We start from the raw sequence: 14,011 nt of genomic DNA on the forward strand, positions 1-14,011 counted from the left end.
CGGGTGAGGGGTAGCGGCAAGCTCGGCGCCCGCCGCGCCCCCTCATCCGTCACGGCCTCCGGCCGTGCCACCTTCTCCCACAAGGGGAGAAGGAAGGTAGCCCACCTGCCTTTGCACCGCTGGCCTCAATCCGCTAGAACGCGCCGCAGATTGGCCCAGTGAGACCCGCTTCATGACCGACGCGCCGAACATCAGTCCGCTCGATCAGGCCCGCATCCTGTCGGAAGCGCTGCCGCATATGCAGGAATATGACGAAGAAACCATCGTCATCAAATATGGCGGACACGCCATGGGCGCCGAGGACACCGCCAAGGCGTTCGCCCGCGACATCGTCCTGCTCGAGCAGACCGCGATCAACCCGGTCGTCGTGCACGGCGGCGGTCCGCAGATCGCCACCATGCTCAAGCGGCTCGGCATCCAGTCGGAATTCGCCGCCGGCCTGCGCATCACCGACGCCGCCACCATCGAGATCGTCGAGATGGTGCTGGCCGGCTCGATCAACAAGACGATCGTCGGCTACATCAACGAGGCCGGCGGCAAGGCCGTCGGCCTGTGCGGCAAGGACGGCAACATGGTCACCGCCACCAAGGCGACCCGCACCATGGTCGATCCCGATTCCAATATCGAGCGCGTGGTCGATCTCGGCTTCGTCGGCGAACCCGACAAGGTCGACCTGACCCTGCTCAACCAGCTGATCGGCTACGAACTGATCCCGGTGCTGGCGCCGCTGGCGACCTCGGCCTCCGGCCAGACCTTCAACGTCAACGCCGACACCTTCGCCGGGGCTGTGGCCGGCGCGCTGAAGGCCAAGCGCCTGCTGCTTCTGACCGACGTGCCGGGCGTGCTCGACAAGTCGAAGAAGCTGATCCCCGAACTGTCGATCAAGGACGCGCGCAAACTGATCGCCGACGGGACTATCTCCGGCGGCATGATCCCGAAGGTCGAAACCTGCATCTATTCACTCGAACAGGGCGTGCAGGGCGTGGTGATCATCGACGGCAAGCAGCCGCATGCGGTGCTTCTCGAACTGTTCACCAACCAGGGCACCGGCACGCTGATCCACAAGTAGCGTTTCGTCCGGCGCGCGCAGGCGCGCCGGACGAAACTCTCGCGACAACCGGGAATACCATGACCGAGCCGAAGCAGAGCCGCTCCTTCACCCATGTCGAGACCTGGGTGTTCGATCTCGACAACACGCTGTACCCGCACCACGTCAATCTGTGGCAGCAGGTCGACGACCGGATCCGCGACTTCGTCTCGACCTATCTCAAGGTGCCGCCGGCGGAGGCCTTCAAGATCCAGAAGGACTATTACAAGCGCTACGGCACCACGATGCGCGGCATGATGACCGAGCATGGCGTGCATGCCGACGACTACCTCGCCTTCGTCCACGCCATCGACCACTCGCCGCTCGATCCGAACCCGGAGATGGGCGCCGAGATCGCGCTGCTGCCCGGGCGAAAACTGATCCTGACCAATGGCTCGGTCGACCACGCCGGCAAGGTGCTGGAACGGCTCGGCATCGCCGGTCAGTTCGAGGCGATCTTCGACATCATTGCCGCCGACCTCGAGCCGAAGCCGGCGCCACAGACCTATGACAAATTCCTCAAGCTTCACGGCGTCGATCCTTTGAGGTCCGCGATGTTCGAGGACCTGTCGCGCAATCTGGTGGTGCCGCACGACCTCGGCATGACCACCGTGTTGGTGGTCCCCGAAGGCGGCCAGGACGTGGTGCGCGAAGACTGGGAGCTGGAAGGCCGCGACGCCACATTCGTCGATCATGTCACGGATGACCTGACAGGGTTTCTGACGCGACTGAACGAGGCGCGGTGAGTTTTCTTCCTTCTCCCCTTGTGGGAGAAGGTGGCGCGGCCGAAGGCCGCGTCGGATGAGGGGTAGAGATAAAGCTCCGAGTTTGCGGCCCCCTTACCCGGCCGCGCTACGCGCGTCCACCCGCTCCCACAAGGGGAGAGGGAAGGAACAGTTCACCTTGACTCTCCCCCGTCAAATCCCGACAAAAGCCGCTCAATTCGCCTGTCCGGCTCCGCTCCATCCCGAGGAATTTCCGATGTCGCTATCCGCCCTGGAATCCACCATCAACGTCGCCTTTGAGGCGCGGGACACCATCAATGCCGCGACCCAGGGCGAAGTCCGCGAAGGCGTCGACTACGCGCTCGATCTGCTCGACAAGGGCGCGGCCCGCGTCGCCGAGCGCCAGGCCGACGGCACCTGGAAGGTCAACCAGTGGCTGAAGAAGGCCGTGCTGCTGTCGTTCCGGCTCAACGACATGACCGCGATCCCGGGCGGCCCCGGCGGCTCGTCATGGTGGGACAAGGTGCCCTCGAAATTCGACGGCTGGGGCGAGAACGCGTTTCGCGACGCCGCGTTCCGCGCCGTGCCCGGCGCCATCGTGCGCCGCTCGGCCTATATTGCGAAGAACGTCGTGCTGATGCCGTCCTTTGTCAATCTCGGCGCCTATGTCGATGAGAGCACGATGGTCGATACCTGGTCGACGGTCGGCTCCTGCGCGCAGATCGGCAAGCGCGTGCACATCTCCGGCGGCGTCGGCATCGGCGGCGTGCTGGAGCCGCTGCAGGCCGGCCCCGTGATCATCGAGGACGACTGCTTCATCGGCGCGCGCTCGGAAGTCGCTGAAGGCGTCATCGTCCGCAAGGGCGCCGTGCTGGCGATGGGCGTGTTTTTGGGCGCCTCGACCAAGATCGTCGACCGCGCCACCGGCGAGGTGTTCATCGGCGAAGTGCCGGAATATTCCGTGCTGGTGCCGGGCAACCTGCCGGGCAAGCCGATGCAGAACGGCGAGATCGGCCCCTCGACGGCCTGCGCCGTGATCGTCAAGCGCGTCGACGAGCGCACCCGCTCCAAGACCAGCATCAACGAATTGCTGCGCGACTGATGGCCGACACGCTGGCCATCGCGCAGGCGCTGCTGCGCTGTCCGTCGGTAACACCGGCGGACGCCGGCGCGCTCGGCGTGCTGGAGCGGTTGCTCAGTGCCGCCGGCTTCGCCGTGCAGCGCGTCACCTTCAGCGAACCGGGCGCAGCCGACATCGACAATCTCTATGCCCGCATCGGCACGCAGACGCCGCATCTCTCGTTCGCCGGCCATACCGACGTGGTGCCGGTCGGCGACGAGGCGGCGTGGACGCACGGCGCGTTCGCCGGCGACGTCCAGGACGGGTTGCTGTACGGCCGCGGCGCGGTCGACATGAAGGGCGGCATCGCCGCCTCCGTCGCCGCCGTGCTGGATTATCTTGCAGCGAACGGCGGGCAGCCCAAGGGATCGATCTCGTTCCTGATCACGGGCGACGAGGAAGGCATTGCCGTCAACGGCACCGTCAAGCTGCTGCAGTGGGCCGCGGAGCGCGGCGAAAAGTTCGACCACTGCATTGTCGGCGAGCCCAGCAATGTTGAGGTTATCGGCGACACCATCAAGATCGGTCGCCGCGGCTCGCAGTCCGGCACGCTGATCGTTGACGGCGTGCAGGGCCACGTCGCCTATCCGCACCGCGCCTCCAATCCGGTGCCGGATATCGCAGTATTGATCGTGGCGCTGAGCAACGAACCGCTGGATGCGGGCAACGCCCAGTTCCAGCCATCTAATCTCGAATTCACCACCGTCGATGTCGGAAACACTGCCAGCAACGTGATCCCGGCGCAGGCGCGCGCCCGCTTCAACATCCGCTTCAACGATCACCACACGCAAGCCAGCCTGCGCGAGCTGATCGACGCGCGGCTGGCCGACGCCGTCGGCAACCGCGTCAAGGCGCATATCGTCTGGGAGCCGTGCAACGCGGACAGCTTCGTGACGCAGCCCGGCGCCTTTACCGACCTCGTGTCTGCCGCGATCGAAGAGGTCACCGGCCGCCGGCCCGATCTCAACACCGGCGGCGGCACCTCGGACGCGCGCTTCATCACGCGCTATTGCCCGGTGATCGAATTCGGCCTGGTCGGCCAGACCATGCACCAGGTCGACGAGCGCACGTCCGTCTCCGACCTGGAGAAGCTCACAAAAATCTATCGCGGCGTGCTGGATCGATACTTCGCATGAGCATTCTCATCCTCACCGCGCTCGATGCCGAACTCGACACCGCGCGCGCGCCGGCAGGCGTCGATGTCCGGTTCACCGGCGTGGGCAAGATCAACACCACGATCGCCACGCTGCTGGCAGTGCAGGCGAAGAAGCCGGCGCTGGTGATCAACTACGGCACCGCCGGCAAGATCACGTCATCGCTGCGCGGTCTCGTCGAGGTCGCGCATGTCATCCAGCGCGACATGAACGCCGAGCCGCTGGCGCCGCGCGGCACCACGCCCTATGCGACGGAGCTGGATAGGCTGTCGTCCGGCCATGGCGACGTGATCTGCGGCACCGGCGACAGTTTCGTTACCGCGTCCGATCCCTGGCTGACCGCCAACCGGGTCGACATCGTCGACATGGAATTGTTCGCGCTGGCCTCGGTGTGCCGGCACCAGAACATTCCGTGGCGGGCGTTCAAGTTCATCACCGACGACGCCAATGATTTCGCGCACGAGCACTGGACCGCCAACGTCGCGGACGGCCAGCAGCTGTTCTGGGATGCGGTGAAACATCTGCTGTAGGCGAAGGGCTTTCCTTCACCTCTCCCCATCGGGGAGAGGTCGGAGCCTGAGCGATAGCGAGGGCTCCGGGTGAGGGGGCGCAGGATGATCGATGTCGCCAGCCCCCTCACCCGCCCGGCTTCGCCGGTCGACCTCTCCCCGGTGGGGAGAGGTCGAGGAGCGCACCTGTCGGTTCAGCGCCTGGGAGAAACTAGTAATCCACCTTCATCAGATACAGCCCGTCCGGCGGCGCCACCGGGCCGCAGGCGTTGCGGCTCTTCGCGGCCAGGGCCCCCGCCAGATCATCCGCACTCCAGCGGCCGTGGCCGACCCATACCAATGAGCCGACCATCGAGCGCACCTGGCTGTGCAGGAAGGCACGCGCCGAGGTGACGATGTTCACCGCCTCGCCGTCGCGGACCACGTCGAGCTGGTCGAGCGTGCGCTGCGGCGACTTGGCCTGGCATTCGGTGTCGCGAAACGTCGTGAAATCGTGGTTGCCGATCAGCCGCTGCGCCGCCTCGTGCATGGCGTCCGCATCGAGCGGCCGCGCCACGCGCCAGACATGGCCGAGATCGATCGCCAGATTCGCCCGCCTATTGACGATGCGATAGACGTAATGCCGTCTGGTCGCGTGAAAGCGTGACTCAAAGTCGTCGGCGACGATGTCGGCCGACAGCACGCCGATCGGATGCGGCCGCAGATGCGCGTTCAACCCGTCGCGCAGCCGGCCCGGCACGAACGGCCGGGCGACATCGCAATGCGCGACCTGGCCCAGCGCATGCACGCCCGCATCGGTGCGACCAGCGCCGTGCACGCGAACCTTTTCACCGCAGATCGCCATCACGGCGTCTTCCAGCGCGCCCTGCACCGATGGCGCATTGTCCTGCACCTGCCAGCCGGAAAACGGCGCGCCGTCATATTCGATGAGCAGCCTGTAGCGTGGCATCAGGACAGCCGCAGCGGCGGCGCAAGCGGCGTGCCGCGCAGAAAGTCGATGGCCTTCATCGGCTGCTTGCCGGCGCGCTGCAGCTCGATGAGGCGAATGGCTCCGTCGCCGCAGGCGATGGTGAGCTGACCGTCGAGCAGGTCGCCCGGCGCGCTTGCGCCTTCGGCCAGCGCGCAGCGCAGGACTTTGACCCGTGTCGGTTCGCCGTCGAGCGGCACCTCGCACCAAGCGCCGGGAAACGGCGACAGGCCGTGGATGTGGCGCAGCACCTCGCGCGCCGGCCTCGTCCAGTCGATCCTGGCCTCGGCCTTGTCGATCTTGGCGGCGTAGGTCACGCCTTGCTCGCTCTGCGGGCTGAGCTGCAATCGGCCGCGCTCCAGCGCGCCGATCGCGCGCACCATCAGGTCGGCGCCGAGCGGCGCCAGTGCGTCGTGCAAATCCTCCGCGGTCATCGCCTCGGTGATACTGATGCGCTCGGCCATCGCAACGTCGCCGGTGTCGAGCCCGACATCCATCTTCATCACCATGACGCCGCTCTCGGCATCACCCGCCATGATGGCGCGGTTCAGCGGGGCCGCCCCGCGCCAGCGCGGCAGCAACGAGCCGTGCAGGTTGAAGCAGCCGAACTCCGGCACATCGAGAATGGCCTGCGGCAGGATCATGCCATAGGCGACCACCACCGCCGCATCCGCCTTGTGCGCGCGAAAGGTGGCTTCGGCCTCGGGCGTCTTCAGCGTGGTCGGCGTCAGAACGGGAATGCCGAGCCGTGTCGCCTCGCGCTCCACCGGCGTCGGCTGCAGCTTCATGCCGCGCCCGGACGGCTTTGCCGCCCGCGTATAGACCGCGACGATCTCGTGGCCATGGGCGACGAGTTCGAGCAGCGTCGGCACCGCGAAATCCGGCGTGCCCATGAAGATCAAACGTAGCGACATATTGCGAGCCGATCTGTGCGCGAGATCGGGAGGAGCCTACTCCGCCCGCTTCGCCAGCTTGGTAAACTTCTTCAGCACGCGGTCGCGCTTCAGCTTGGAGAGGTAGTCGACGAACAACACGCCGTTGAGGTGGTCGATCTCGTGCTGGATGCAGGTGGCGAACAGGCCATCGGCGTCCTCTTCCTGCAACTTGCCGTCGATATCCAGATAGCGGAAGCGGACGTTCGCCGGGCGCTCGACCTCTTCGTAATATTCCGGGATCGACAGGCAGCCTTCTTCATAGACCGAGAATTCCTCGGACGCCGAGACGATCTCGGGATTGATGAAGATTCGCGGTTTCTTGCCGCCGTCCTCGTCGTCCTTCTTGGCAAGGTCCATGGTGATGAGACGCAGCGGCACCGCAATCTGGATCGCGGCAAGCCCGATGCCCGGCGCGTCATACATGGTCTCGAACATGTCGTCGGCGAGTTTGCGTACCTCCGCCGTGACCTTTTCGATCGGCTTGGAGACGAGGCGGAGCTGTTTGTCCGGCAGGACGATGATTTCACGAATGGCCATGCCGGCGATGTAATGCGACGGCCTGCCGGGGTCAATCCGCCCCAGCCCTCGCGGCAGTTTAACGCGCTGTTAACCATCGCTTTTAAGGATCTGTTAACCGCGTTTCTTCAGGAATCGTTAACCAAGTTGGTTAGCCTTTGGTTATCCATAAACGTTCCTGCTTCGTTCTAAAGTGCCGCGAATCGGCTAGGGTAGCCCGATGGATGACACCCTCTTCATGCTCGGCGACACGCCGATCAGCTCCGCCACCGCCTTGATCGGCTTTGCCGCAGCCGTGCTGCTGCTGTTGCTGGTGATTGCGATCGTCATCGCCCGCTCCGGTCGCCGCGGTGCCATGTTGGCGATGGCGCAGGCGATCCGCGCCGACGAACTCGAGGAGCGGTTCAGCGAAATGCTGCAGGCGCAGAATGTCGCCACCGGCCGGGTCGACGCGATGGGCCAGGCGCTGGCCGGGCGACAGGCCGAAATGGCCCGCGCGGTAAGCGAGCGACTGGATTCGGTGACCCACCGGGTCGGGCAAAGCATGGAGCAGTCGACCCGCCACACGATGGACAGCCTGCGCGTGCTGCATGAGCGGCTGGGCATCATCGACAGCGCCCACAAGAACCTCACCGATCTGACCTCACAGGTCACCACGTTGCGCGACGTGCTGGCCAACAAGCAGTCGCGCGGCGCGTTCGGCCAGGCGCGGATGGAAACCATCGTGCGCGACGGCATGCCGAACGGCGCCTATGCGTTCCAGCACACGCTGTCCTCCGGCAAGCGGCCGGACTGCGTGATCTTCCTGCCGGACCAGCGGCCGCTGTGCATCGACGCCAAGTTTCCGCTGGAAGCCGTCACCGCGTTGCACGACGCGCGCTCTGACGAGGAAAAGAAATACGCCGCGCAGCGCCTGCGCGCCGACGTGATGAAACATGTCAGCGACATCTCCGAAAAATACCTGATCGCCGGCGAGACCCAGGACACCGCGCTGATGTTCGTGCCGTCGGAATCGGTCTACGCGGAGATCCACGACGGATTCGACGACATCATCCAGAAGGCCTATCGCGCCCGCGTGGTGCTGGTGTCGCCGTCGCTGCTGATGCTGGCGATCCAGGTGATGCAGCAGATCCTGAAGGACGCGCGGATGCGCGACGCCGCCGACCAGATCCGCACCGAGGTGATGAATCTCGGCGACGATCTCGGCCGGCTGCGCGACCGCGTGCTGAAGTTGCAGACGCACTTTGGGCAAGCCAATGAAGACGTCCGCCAGATCCTGATCTCCGCCGACAAGATCGAGAAACGCGCCGGACGGATCGAGGAGCTGGATTTCAGCAAGACGGAGCCCGCGGAAGCGCCGGCAACCACCCGGCCCGCCGCGCAGCCCGCCGATATGTTCGCGCCGCTCGCTCGCGAGTTGCGCGCCGGAGAATAAGGCAGGCCGATCGAGTTGCCCGTTGTAGCGGAAGCAGCCCAGATTCGCGCAACGAGGGCGATCGCCGTTTGTGCTTGATCAATGCGCCGGGGCGTCGGCTGGATGACAATTGCCGTTTCGAGGCATTATCATGCAAATCCACCGACTTTGGCTAGTCGTCGCGATATCGCTCGGCCTGCTGGCCGGGCTGTGGTTCGTCAGCGTTCCCGATGGAACGCTGAGTGGCGATTTCTGGGTGTGGCGCAAGGCGCTGATCTACCTGACCGGCGTGCTCGCGATGGGATCGATGTCGCTCGGCGTCATGCTGGCGGCGCGCCCGGTGCAGATCGAAAGCGCGCTCGGCGGCTTGGACAGGTTCTATCGCCTGCACAAATGGTTTGGCGTTACCGCTCTCAGCCTCGCGGTGGTTCACTGGCTGCTCGAAGTCGGCCCGGGCTGGCTGACGCAGCTCGGCTGGCTGACACGCCCGGCGCGGCCACCACGGGCCGCAGAGGTCGTCACCGGTTTCGATCCATTTCGCGATCTCAAGGACATCGCCGTCGATCTCGGCGAATGGAGCCTCTATTTGCTGCTGGCGCTGGTGGTGCTGGCGCTGTGGAAGCGGTTTCCCTACCGGTCTTTCCTGACGACGCATCGCCTGATGGCGCCGATCTATCTGGTGCTGGTGTTTCACGCCGTCATCCTGATCGACCGCAGCTATTGGCTGATGCCGCTCGGGCCCGTACTCGCTTTGCTGCTCGCCGGCGGAAGCGCCGCCGCGCTGGTGGCGCTGTTCCGGCGGATCGGCAGCACGCGCAAATCGGTCGGCCGCATTGAATCGCTGGCCCGCTATGAGGAAAATGCGGTGCTCGACGTCGCGGTACGTCTGGAGACCGCATGGCCCGGGCACCATGCGGGCCAGTTTGCCTTCGTCAGCTTTGGCGACGGCGAGGGCGCGCATCCGTTCACCGTCTCGTCGGCGTGGCAGAACGACGGACGGCTGCTGTTCAGCATCAAGGGGCTTGGCGATTATACGCGGACGTTGCCCCACCAACTCACGGTCGGTCAGGAAGCCACGATCGAGGGGCCTTACGGGCGGTTCGATTTTGCGGGCGAGCGACCGCGTCAGGTGTGGGTCGCCGGCGGCGTCGGGATTACCCCGTTCATTGCCCGATTGGCAGCCCTGGCGACCGCGGATCACGACGGCGACATCGACCTGATCTACTGTACCGGCGCTCCTTCCGGGACGTTTATCGAGAAGATCGGTGCGCTGGCCGCAAAGGCCGGCGTCGGATTCCACATGGTGGTGGCGCCCCGCGACGGCTTGTTGACGCTGGATCGCCTGGCAGAATGGATTCCGGCGTGGAAGGAGTCCGATATCTGGTTCTGCGGCCCGGCGGGCTTCGGCAATTCGCTGCGTAACGCGATGATCGGGCGTGGCCTGCCGGCGGCGCAGTTTCATCAGGAACTGTTCGAGATGCGCTGATGGAAATCAGCGCATCTCGTCACGCCGTAATTTGCTAGCTGCCCTTGCGCAGATGCGGCAGCGCCAGCGACGATGGCGGCTCGCCGGCGACCGGCACGTCCCAGATGTCCTCGGCATATTCGCGGATCGTGCGGTCCGACGAGAACCACGCCATCCGCGCCACGTTGAGGATGCTGGCGCGACTCCACGCCGATGGCACCTGCCAGCGCGCATCGATGCCGCGCTGCGCGTCCCAATAGGAATCGAAATCCGCGCTAACGACGTAATGATCGAGGTGGCGTAGCGCGTGGCCGACCGACAGGAAGCGGCCGGGATCGTCGGGCGAGAAATCGCCACGCTCGATCGCGGTGATGGCGCGGCCGAGATTCGGCGACTTGCCGATCACGTCGGAGGCGTCGAGCCCGCGGGCGCGGCGCGCCACGACCTCGGCGGCGTCCATGCCGAAGATCGCGATATTCTCCGGGCCGACCTGGTCTCGGATCTCGATATTGGCGCCGTCCAACGTTCCGATGGTCAGCGCGCCATTCAGCGACAGCTTCATGTTGCCGGTGCCGGAGGCTTCCATGCCGGCCGTGGAGATCTGCTCGGACAGGTCGGCCGCGGGAATGATGATCTCCGCGAGGCTGACATTGTAGTCCGGCATGAACGCGACCTTGAGCTTGCCGCGAATGGTCGTGTCGTTGTTGACGACCTCGGCGACGTCGTTGATCAGCTTGATGATCAGCTTCGCGTAGCGATAGCTCGCCGCCGCCTTGCCCGCGAAAATTTTCACGCGGGGCACCCAATCCCTGTCGGGCTCGTCCTTTATCGCCTGATACAGCGCCACGGTCTCCAGCAGGTTCAGAAGCTGCCGCTTGTATTCATGGATGCGCTTGATCTGCACGTCGAACAGGGCGCTGGGATCGGCCTGGATGCCAAGCTTCTCGCCGATCACGCGCGCCAGCGCGATTTTGTTGTGCAGCTTGACGCGGCCGAACTCCTGCTGGAACGCCGCATCGCCGGCAAAGGCCTCCAGCCGCGTCAGCCGCGTCGGATCGTCCAGGACCGCCTCGCCGCAGGTCGCGCGCAGCAGGTTGGTGAGTTTCGGATTGGCGAGCATCAGCCAGCGGCGGAAGGTGATGCCGTTGGTCTTGTTGGTGATGCGGCCGGGATAGAGCTGGTTGAGATCGTGGAACACGGTCTCCTTCATCAATTCGGAATGCATCGCCGAGACGCCGTTGATGCGGTGCGAGCCGATGAAGGCGAGGTTGCCCATGCGGACGCGGCGGCCCGCACCCTCGTCGATGATCGAGACCGAAGCGCGGAACGCGGTGTCGCCCGGCATGTTGGCGTCGGCGCGGTCGAGATGCGCCTCGTTGATGCGGTAGATGATCTCCAGGTGGCGCGGCAAGAGCCGCTGGAACAGTTCGACCGGCCAGGTCTCCAGCGCTTCGGGCAGCAGCGTGTGGTTGGTGTAGCTCAAGGTCGCGTTGGTGATCTGCCAGGCAGCGTCCCAGCGCATATTGTGGATGTCGACCAGGATCCGCATCAGCTCGGCGATCGCCAGCGACGGATGGGTGTCGTTCATCTGCACGGCGGCCTTGTTGGCCAGGCCACGCAGATTGCCGTCGGACTCCAGATGCCGCTTCACCAGATCCTGCAGCGAGGCGGAGACGAAGAAATATTCCTGGCGCAGCCGCAGTTCGCGGCCCGCCGCGCTCTCGTCGTTGGGATAGAGGAACTTGCAGATCGCCTCGGCGCGCGCCTGCTCGGCGGAGGCGCCGAGATAGTCGCCGGTGTTGAACACGTCGAGCTTGAGCGGGTCCGGCGCGCGCGCCGACCACAGCCGCAACCCGTTGACGTGCTGGCCGCGCCAGCCGACGATCGGCGTGTCATAGGCGACCGCTTCCACGGTCTCGCCGGGATGCCAGACCACGCTGGTGCGGCCGCGGCCATCCTCGATGCTCTCGATGCTGCCGCCGAAATGGACGTGGTACAGGACCTCCGGCCGCTGCAGCTCCCAGGGATTGCCGAAGCCCAGCCACTCGTCGGGATATTCCTGCTGCCAGCCATGCAAGATGACTTGCCGGAACAGGCCGAAATCGTAGCGGATGCCATAGCCGAACGCCGGGATCGCCAGCGTCGCCATGCTCTCCATGAAACAGGCGGCGAGCCTGCCCAGGCCGCCATTGCCGAGGGCTGCGTCGGGTTCGGATTTGCGCAGATCGTCGAGACCGACGCCGAGATCGCCGAGCGCGGCCTCGAACAAGGGCAGCAGGCCCATATTGTTGAGCGCGTCAGTGAACAGCCGGCCGATCAGGAATTCCAGCGACAGGTAATAAACCCGCTTGGCGCCGTTGTCGTAGCTCTCCTTCTCGGACACCAGCCAGCGATGCACCATGCGGTCGCGCAGCGTCAGCGCGGCAGCCTTGTACCAGTCATGGCGCGTCGCGAACGAGGCTTCCTTGCCGATCGACAGCGTCAGCTTGGTGATGATGGCGCTTTTGATCTCGGCCAGCGCCAGCTCGTCGAGCGGCGCATGGTGGGGCTCAAATTTCGCCGGCATGGTCTGGTCTGGCAATCGCACAATCCCCGATGCTGTGTTTCAGGCGACCAGCATACGCGCTTTTGCCCCTATCAGGAACCCGGCCCCCTGCAGAGCTTTTGCCACCCCCCTGCCTGCGGAATGGGCAACTCATTCAATTGCGCCTCGGCTTGCGCTCGCGATGCTCGCTTGCCGGAACGAAAATATATAGGAACAAATTAAGAACACTTTAGCAAGTCACTGATATACCATCGTGATTCGGCGGCCACCGCCCTCCATATCTAGCGCCTGTCCCAGCTTGTGAGGACCATATGTCCACCATTGCCTTTGACCAGTTCGCCCTGACCCGGATTGCCGACTTCGCACGATCGCTGTCGCGGCTGCATCAGGTCGCGCGGCAGTACCGGATCGACGACGACCAGATCGACCGCGAGTTCAACGCGGTCTGCCTGTCGGTGTGGGGCTACACCACCGACGACGTCAGCGACGAGTTGTTCACGCTGGACGACCACGCCTGGCTGGATTCGCTGGACGAGGCCCATGCGCGGATCTTTGCCGCCGAACAGGGCTACGACCTGATCGACGATGACGGCATGCTGACCGACTGGTGGGGCTATTGCTGGATGATCCTGGCCGAGAAGCGCGGCCTGCTGACCCCGGAAAACCGCGCCGCGGCGCGGGCCGCCATCGAGGACAGGTATCTGGCGGCGCCGAATGTGATCGGCGTCATCGTCGGGCGCTGATCAGGGCAGCTCGGCGCGCTTTGCCGGACGGGCCACCGGAGCGCTCTTCGGCACATTGGTCACGGCCGGGGTGTCGGGCAACGCTTCCTGGCCGATCATTTCGGCAGCGACCGGGGCGACCTTCATCTCGCCGAGCCGGGAACGGACGTCCGCCGTCAGGCCGGGATAGGACGCCACCGGGGTGAATTCGGCGGTCTGGCCGTTGCCGGTGCGGACGCCGGAAAACGCCACCAGCCCGCTCGACGTCGCGATGACGTCGCCGGGGCGCAGCGACGAATCCAGCGTCAGATCGACCGGCGCGAGGCCGGCGGGATCGCGGCCGTTGCAGGTGCAGTCGGCGCGCAGCGCCTTGCGATAGGCAAAGGCGTTCTCGGACTCCGCATAGCGCTCGCCATTGGTCGATGAGGCGCCCTCGATGGTGCTGCCGAAAAACACCTTGGTCGGGCTGGCCGGGCAGAACGCCTGGCACATCTGCGCCGGGCTGGCGGTGCGGCCGAGCGGAAAATACTTGCCGTCGCAGCTGCGCACGCAGAAGGACGGGCCGGAGCTGCCGCCACCGCTGCTGGCCATCGGGCGCGGCGGCGGAGGCGCGGGGGTGTTGAGGCCGAACGGATCGGCGAAGAAATTGGTTTCCGGCGGCGCGCCGCGGCGCGGCTGCTGCTTCTGCGGCGGGCCGCCGCCAAACAGAAAGTCGAAAAAGCCTTCGGCGGCCGCCAGGTTCGGCGTCAATGACAGCGCAAGGCCGAGCACGATGGCGGCGAACAGGCCGGGACGCGCGAATTTCCGCGACAATTTCCGATTGTGACGCAACGCCAACTCCGCAACGCACTA

At 65.3% G+C, this 14,011-nt stretch carries 13 protein-coding genes; 8 read left to right on the forward strand and 5 right to left on the reverse strand.

The annotated features are described in order from the left end of the window. The first annotated feature begins 172 nt into the window (after positions 1–172). From argB to FIU28_RS23775, 5 genes are all read left to right on the forward strand, one after another. Positions 173–1,069 (forward strand): acetylglutamate kinase, encoded by an 897-nt coding sequence (gene argB / locus FIU28_RS23755; RefSeq protein WP_143575566.1) that lies wholly within the window; start codon positions 173–175, stop codon positions 1,067–1,069. Between the two features lie 59 nt (positions 1,070–1,128). Beyond that, entirely contained in the window at positions 1,129–1,833 is a 705-nt protein-coding gene (locus FIU28_RS23760; RefSeq protein WP_143575567.1) for a pyrimidine 5'-nucleotidase, read from the forward strand. Positions 1,834–2,068: 235 nt separating this feature from the next. Next, on the forward strand, positions 2,069–2,914 hold the full coding sequence (gene dapD, locus FIU28_RS23765; RefSeq protein WP_143575568.1) for a 2,3,4,5-tetrahydropyridine-2,6-dicarboxylate N-succinyltransferase: 846 nt from the start codon (positions 2,069–2,071) through the stop codon (positions 2,912–2,914). Beyond that, complete coding sequence (gene dapE / locus FIU28_RS23770; RefSeq protein WP_143575569.1) at positions 2,914–4,068, forward strand: succinyl-diaminopimelate desuccinylase; 1,155 nt, start codon at positions 2,914–2,916, stop codon at positions 4,066–4,068. The genes dapD and dapE overlap by 1 nt, the downstream gene beginning before the upstream one ends. Next, complete coding sequence (locus FIU28_RS23775; RefSeq protein WP_143575570.1) at positions 4,065–4,616, forward strand: phosphorylase family protein; 552 nt, start codon at positions 4,065–4,067, stop codon at positions 4,614–4,616. Before dapE ends, FIU28_RS23775 begins: the two co-directional genes overlap by 4 nt. Before the next feature lie 190 nt (positions 4,617–4,806). Here FIU28_RS23775 and truA read toward each other — a convergent pair whose 3' ends face one another. The 3 genes from truA to def are packed head-to-tail and all read right to left on the reverse strand — an operon-like array spanning position 4,807 to position 7,034. Further along, positions 4,807–5,544, reverse strand: coding sequence for a tRNA pseudouridine(38-40) synthase TruA (truA, locus tag FIU28_RS23780; RefSeq protein WP_143575571.1), 738 nt, complete (start codon positions 5,542–5,544; stop codon positions 4,807–4,809). Further along, positions 5,544–6,476, reverse strand: a complete 933-nt coding sequence (gene fmt / locus FIU28_RS23785; protein WP_143575572.1) for a methionyl-tRNA formyltransferase — start codon at positions 6,474–6,476, stop codon at positions 5,544–5,546. Before fmt ends, truA begins: the two co-directional genes overlap by 1 nt. A 36-nt stretch (positions 6,477–6,512) precedes the next feature. Further along, complete coding sequence (def, locus tag FIU28_RS23790; RefSeq protein ID WP_143575573.1) at positions 6,513–7,034, reverse strand: peptide deformylase; 522 nt, start codon at positions 7,032–7,034, stop codon at positions 6,513–6,515. A 199-nt stretch (positions 7,035–7,233) separates the two neighbouring features. Between def and FIU28_RS23795 the strand changes: the two genes are divergently transcribed. Together FIU28_RS23795 and FIU28_RS23800 are read left to right on the forward strand one after the other, a co-directional pair. Further along, positions 7,234–8,448, forward strand: coding sequence for a DNA recombination protein RmuC (locus tag FIU28_RS23795; protein ID WP_143575574.1), 1,215 nt, complete (start codon positions 7,234–7,236; stop codon positions 8,446–8,448). A 130-nt stretch (positions 8,449–8,578) separates the two neighbouring features. Then, entirely contained in the window at positions 8,579–9,913 is a 1,335-nt protein-coding gene (locus tag FIU28_RS23800; RefSeq protein WP_143575575.1) for a ferredoxin reductase family protein, read from the forward strand. Between the two features lie 34 nt (positions 9,914–9,947). Here FIU28_RS23800 and FIU28_RS23805 read toward each other — a convergent pair whose 3' ends face one another. Next, positions 9,948–12,458, reverse strand: a complete 2,511-nt coding sequence (locus FIU28_RS23805) for a glycogen/starch/alpha-glucan phosphorylase (protein WP_143575576.1) — start codon at positions 12,456–12,458, stop codon at positions 9,948–9,950. 290 nt (positions 12,459–12,748) lie between these two features. Between FIU28_RS23805 and FIU28_RS23810 the strand changes: the two genes are divergently transcribed. Beyond that, positions 12,749–13,180, forward strand: a complete 432-nt coding sequence (locus tag FIU28_RS23810) for a hypothetical protein (protein WP_143575577.1) — start codon at positions 12,749–12,751, stop codon at positions 13,178–13,180. Here FIU28_RS23810 and FIU28_RS23815 read toward each other — a convergent pair whose 3' ends face one another. Then, on the reverse strand, positions 13,181–13,990 hold the full coding sequence (locus FIU28_RS23815; protein WP_143575578.1) for a DUF2865 domain-containing protein: 810 nt from the start codon (positions 13,988–13,990) through the stop codon (positions 13,181–13,183). Between the last annotated feature and the right edge of the window lie 21 nt (positions 13,991–14,011).

This window comes from Tardiphaga sp. vice154 (assembly GCF_007018645.1).
In the GTDB taxonomy this organism is placed as follows: domain Bacteria; phylum Pseudomonadota; class Alphaproteobacteria; order Rhizobiales; family Xanthobacteraceae; genus Tardiphaga.

Excerpts from the sequence above, each read along its gene's own strand:
- truA (WP_143575571.1), bottom strand. The coding sequence starts at position 5,544 with ATGCCACGCTACAGGCTGCTCATCGAATATGACGGCGCGCCGTTTTCC.
- FIU28_RS23805 (WP_143575576.1), bottom strand. The coding sequence starts at position 12,458 with ATGCCGGCGAAATTTGAGCCCCACCATGCGCCGCTCGACGAGCTGGCG.
- def (WP_143575573.1), bottom strand. The coding sequence starts at position 7,034 with ATGGCCATTCGTGAAATCATCGTCCTGCCGGACAAACAGCTCCGCCTC.
- dapD (WP_143575568.1), top strand. The coding sequence starts at position 2,069 with ATGTCGCTATCCGCCCTGGAATCCACCATCAACGTCGCCTTTGAGGCG.
- fmt (WP_143575572.1), bottom strand. The coding sequence starts at position 6,476 with ATGTCGCTACGTTTGATCTTCATGGGCACGCCGGATTTCGCGGTGCCG.
- FIU28_RS23795 (WP_143575574.1), top strand. The coding sequence starts at position 7,234 with ATGGATGACACCCTCTTCATGCTCGGCGACACGCCGATCAGCTCCGCC.
- dapE (WP_143575569.1), top strand. The coding sequence starts at position 2,914 with ATGGCCGACACGCTGGCCATCGCGCAGGCGCTGCTGCGCTGTCCGTCG.
- FIU28_RS23810 (WP_143575577.1), top strand. The coding sequence starts at position 12,749 with ATGTCCACCATTGCCTTTGACCAGTTCGCCCTGACCCGGATTGCCGAC.
- FIU28_RS23775 (WP_143575570.1), top strand. The coding sequence starts at position 4,065 with ATGAGCATTCTCATCCTCACCGCGCTCGATGCCGAACTCGACACCGCG.
- argB (WP_143575566.1), top strand. The coding sequence starts at position 173 with ATGACCGACGCGCCGAACATCAGTCCGCTCGATCAGGCCCGCATCCTG.
- FIU28_RS23800 (WP_143575575.1), top strand. The coding sequence starts at position 8,579 with ATGCAAATCCACCGACTTTGGCTAGTCGTCGCGATATCGCTCGGCCTG.
- FIU28_RS23760 (WP_143575567.1), top strand. The coding sequence starts at position 1,129 with ATGACCGAGCCGAAGCAGAGCCGCTCCTTCACCCATGTCGAGACCTGG.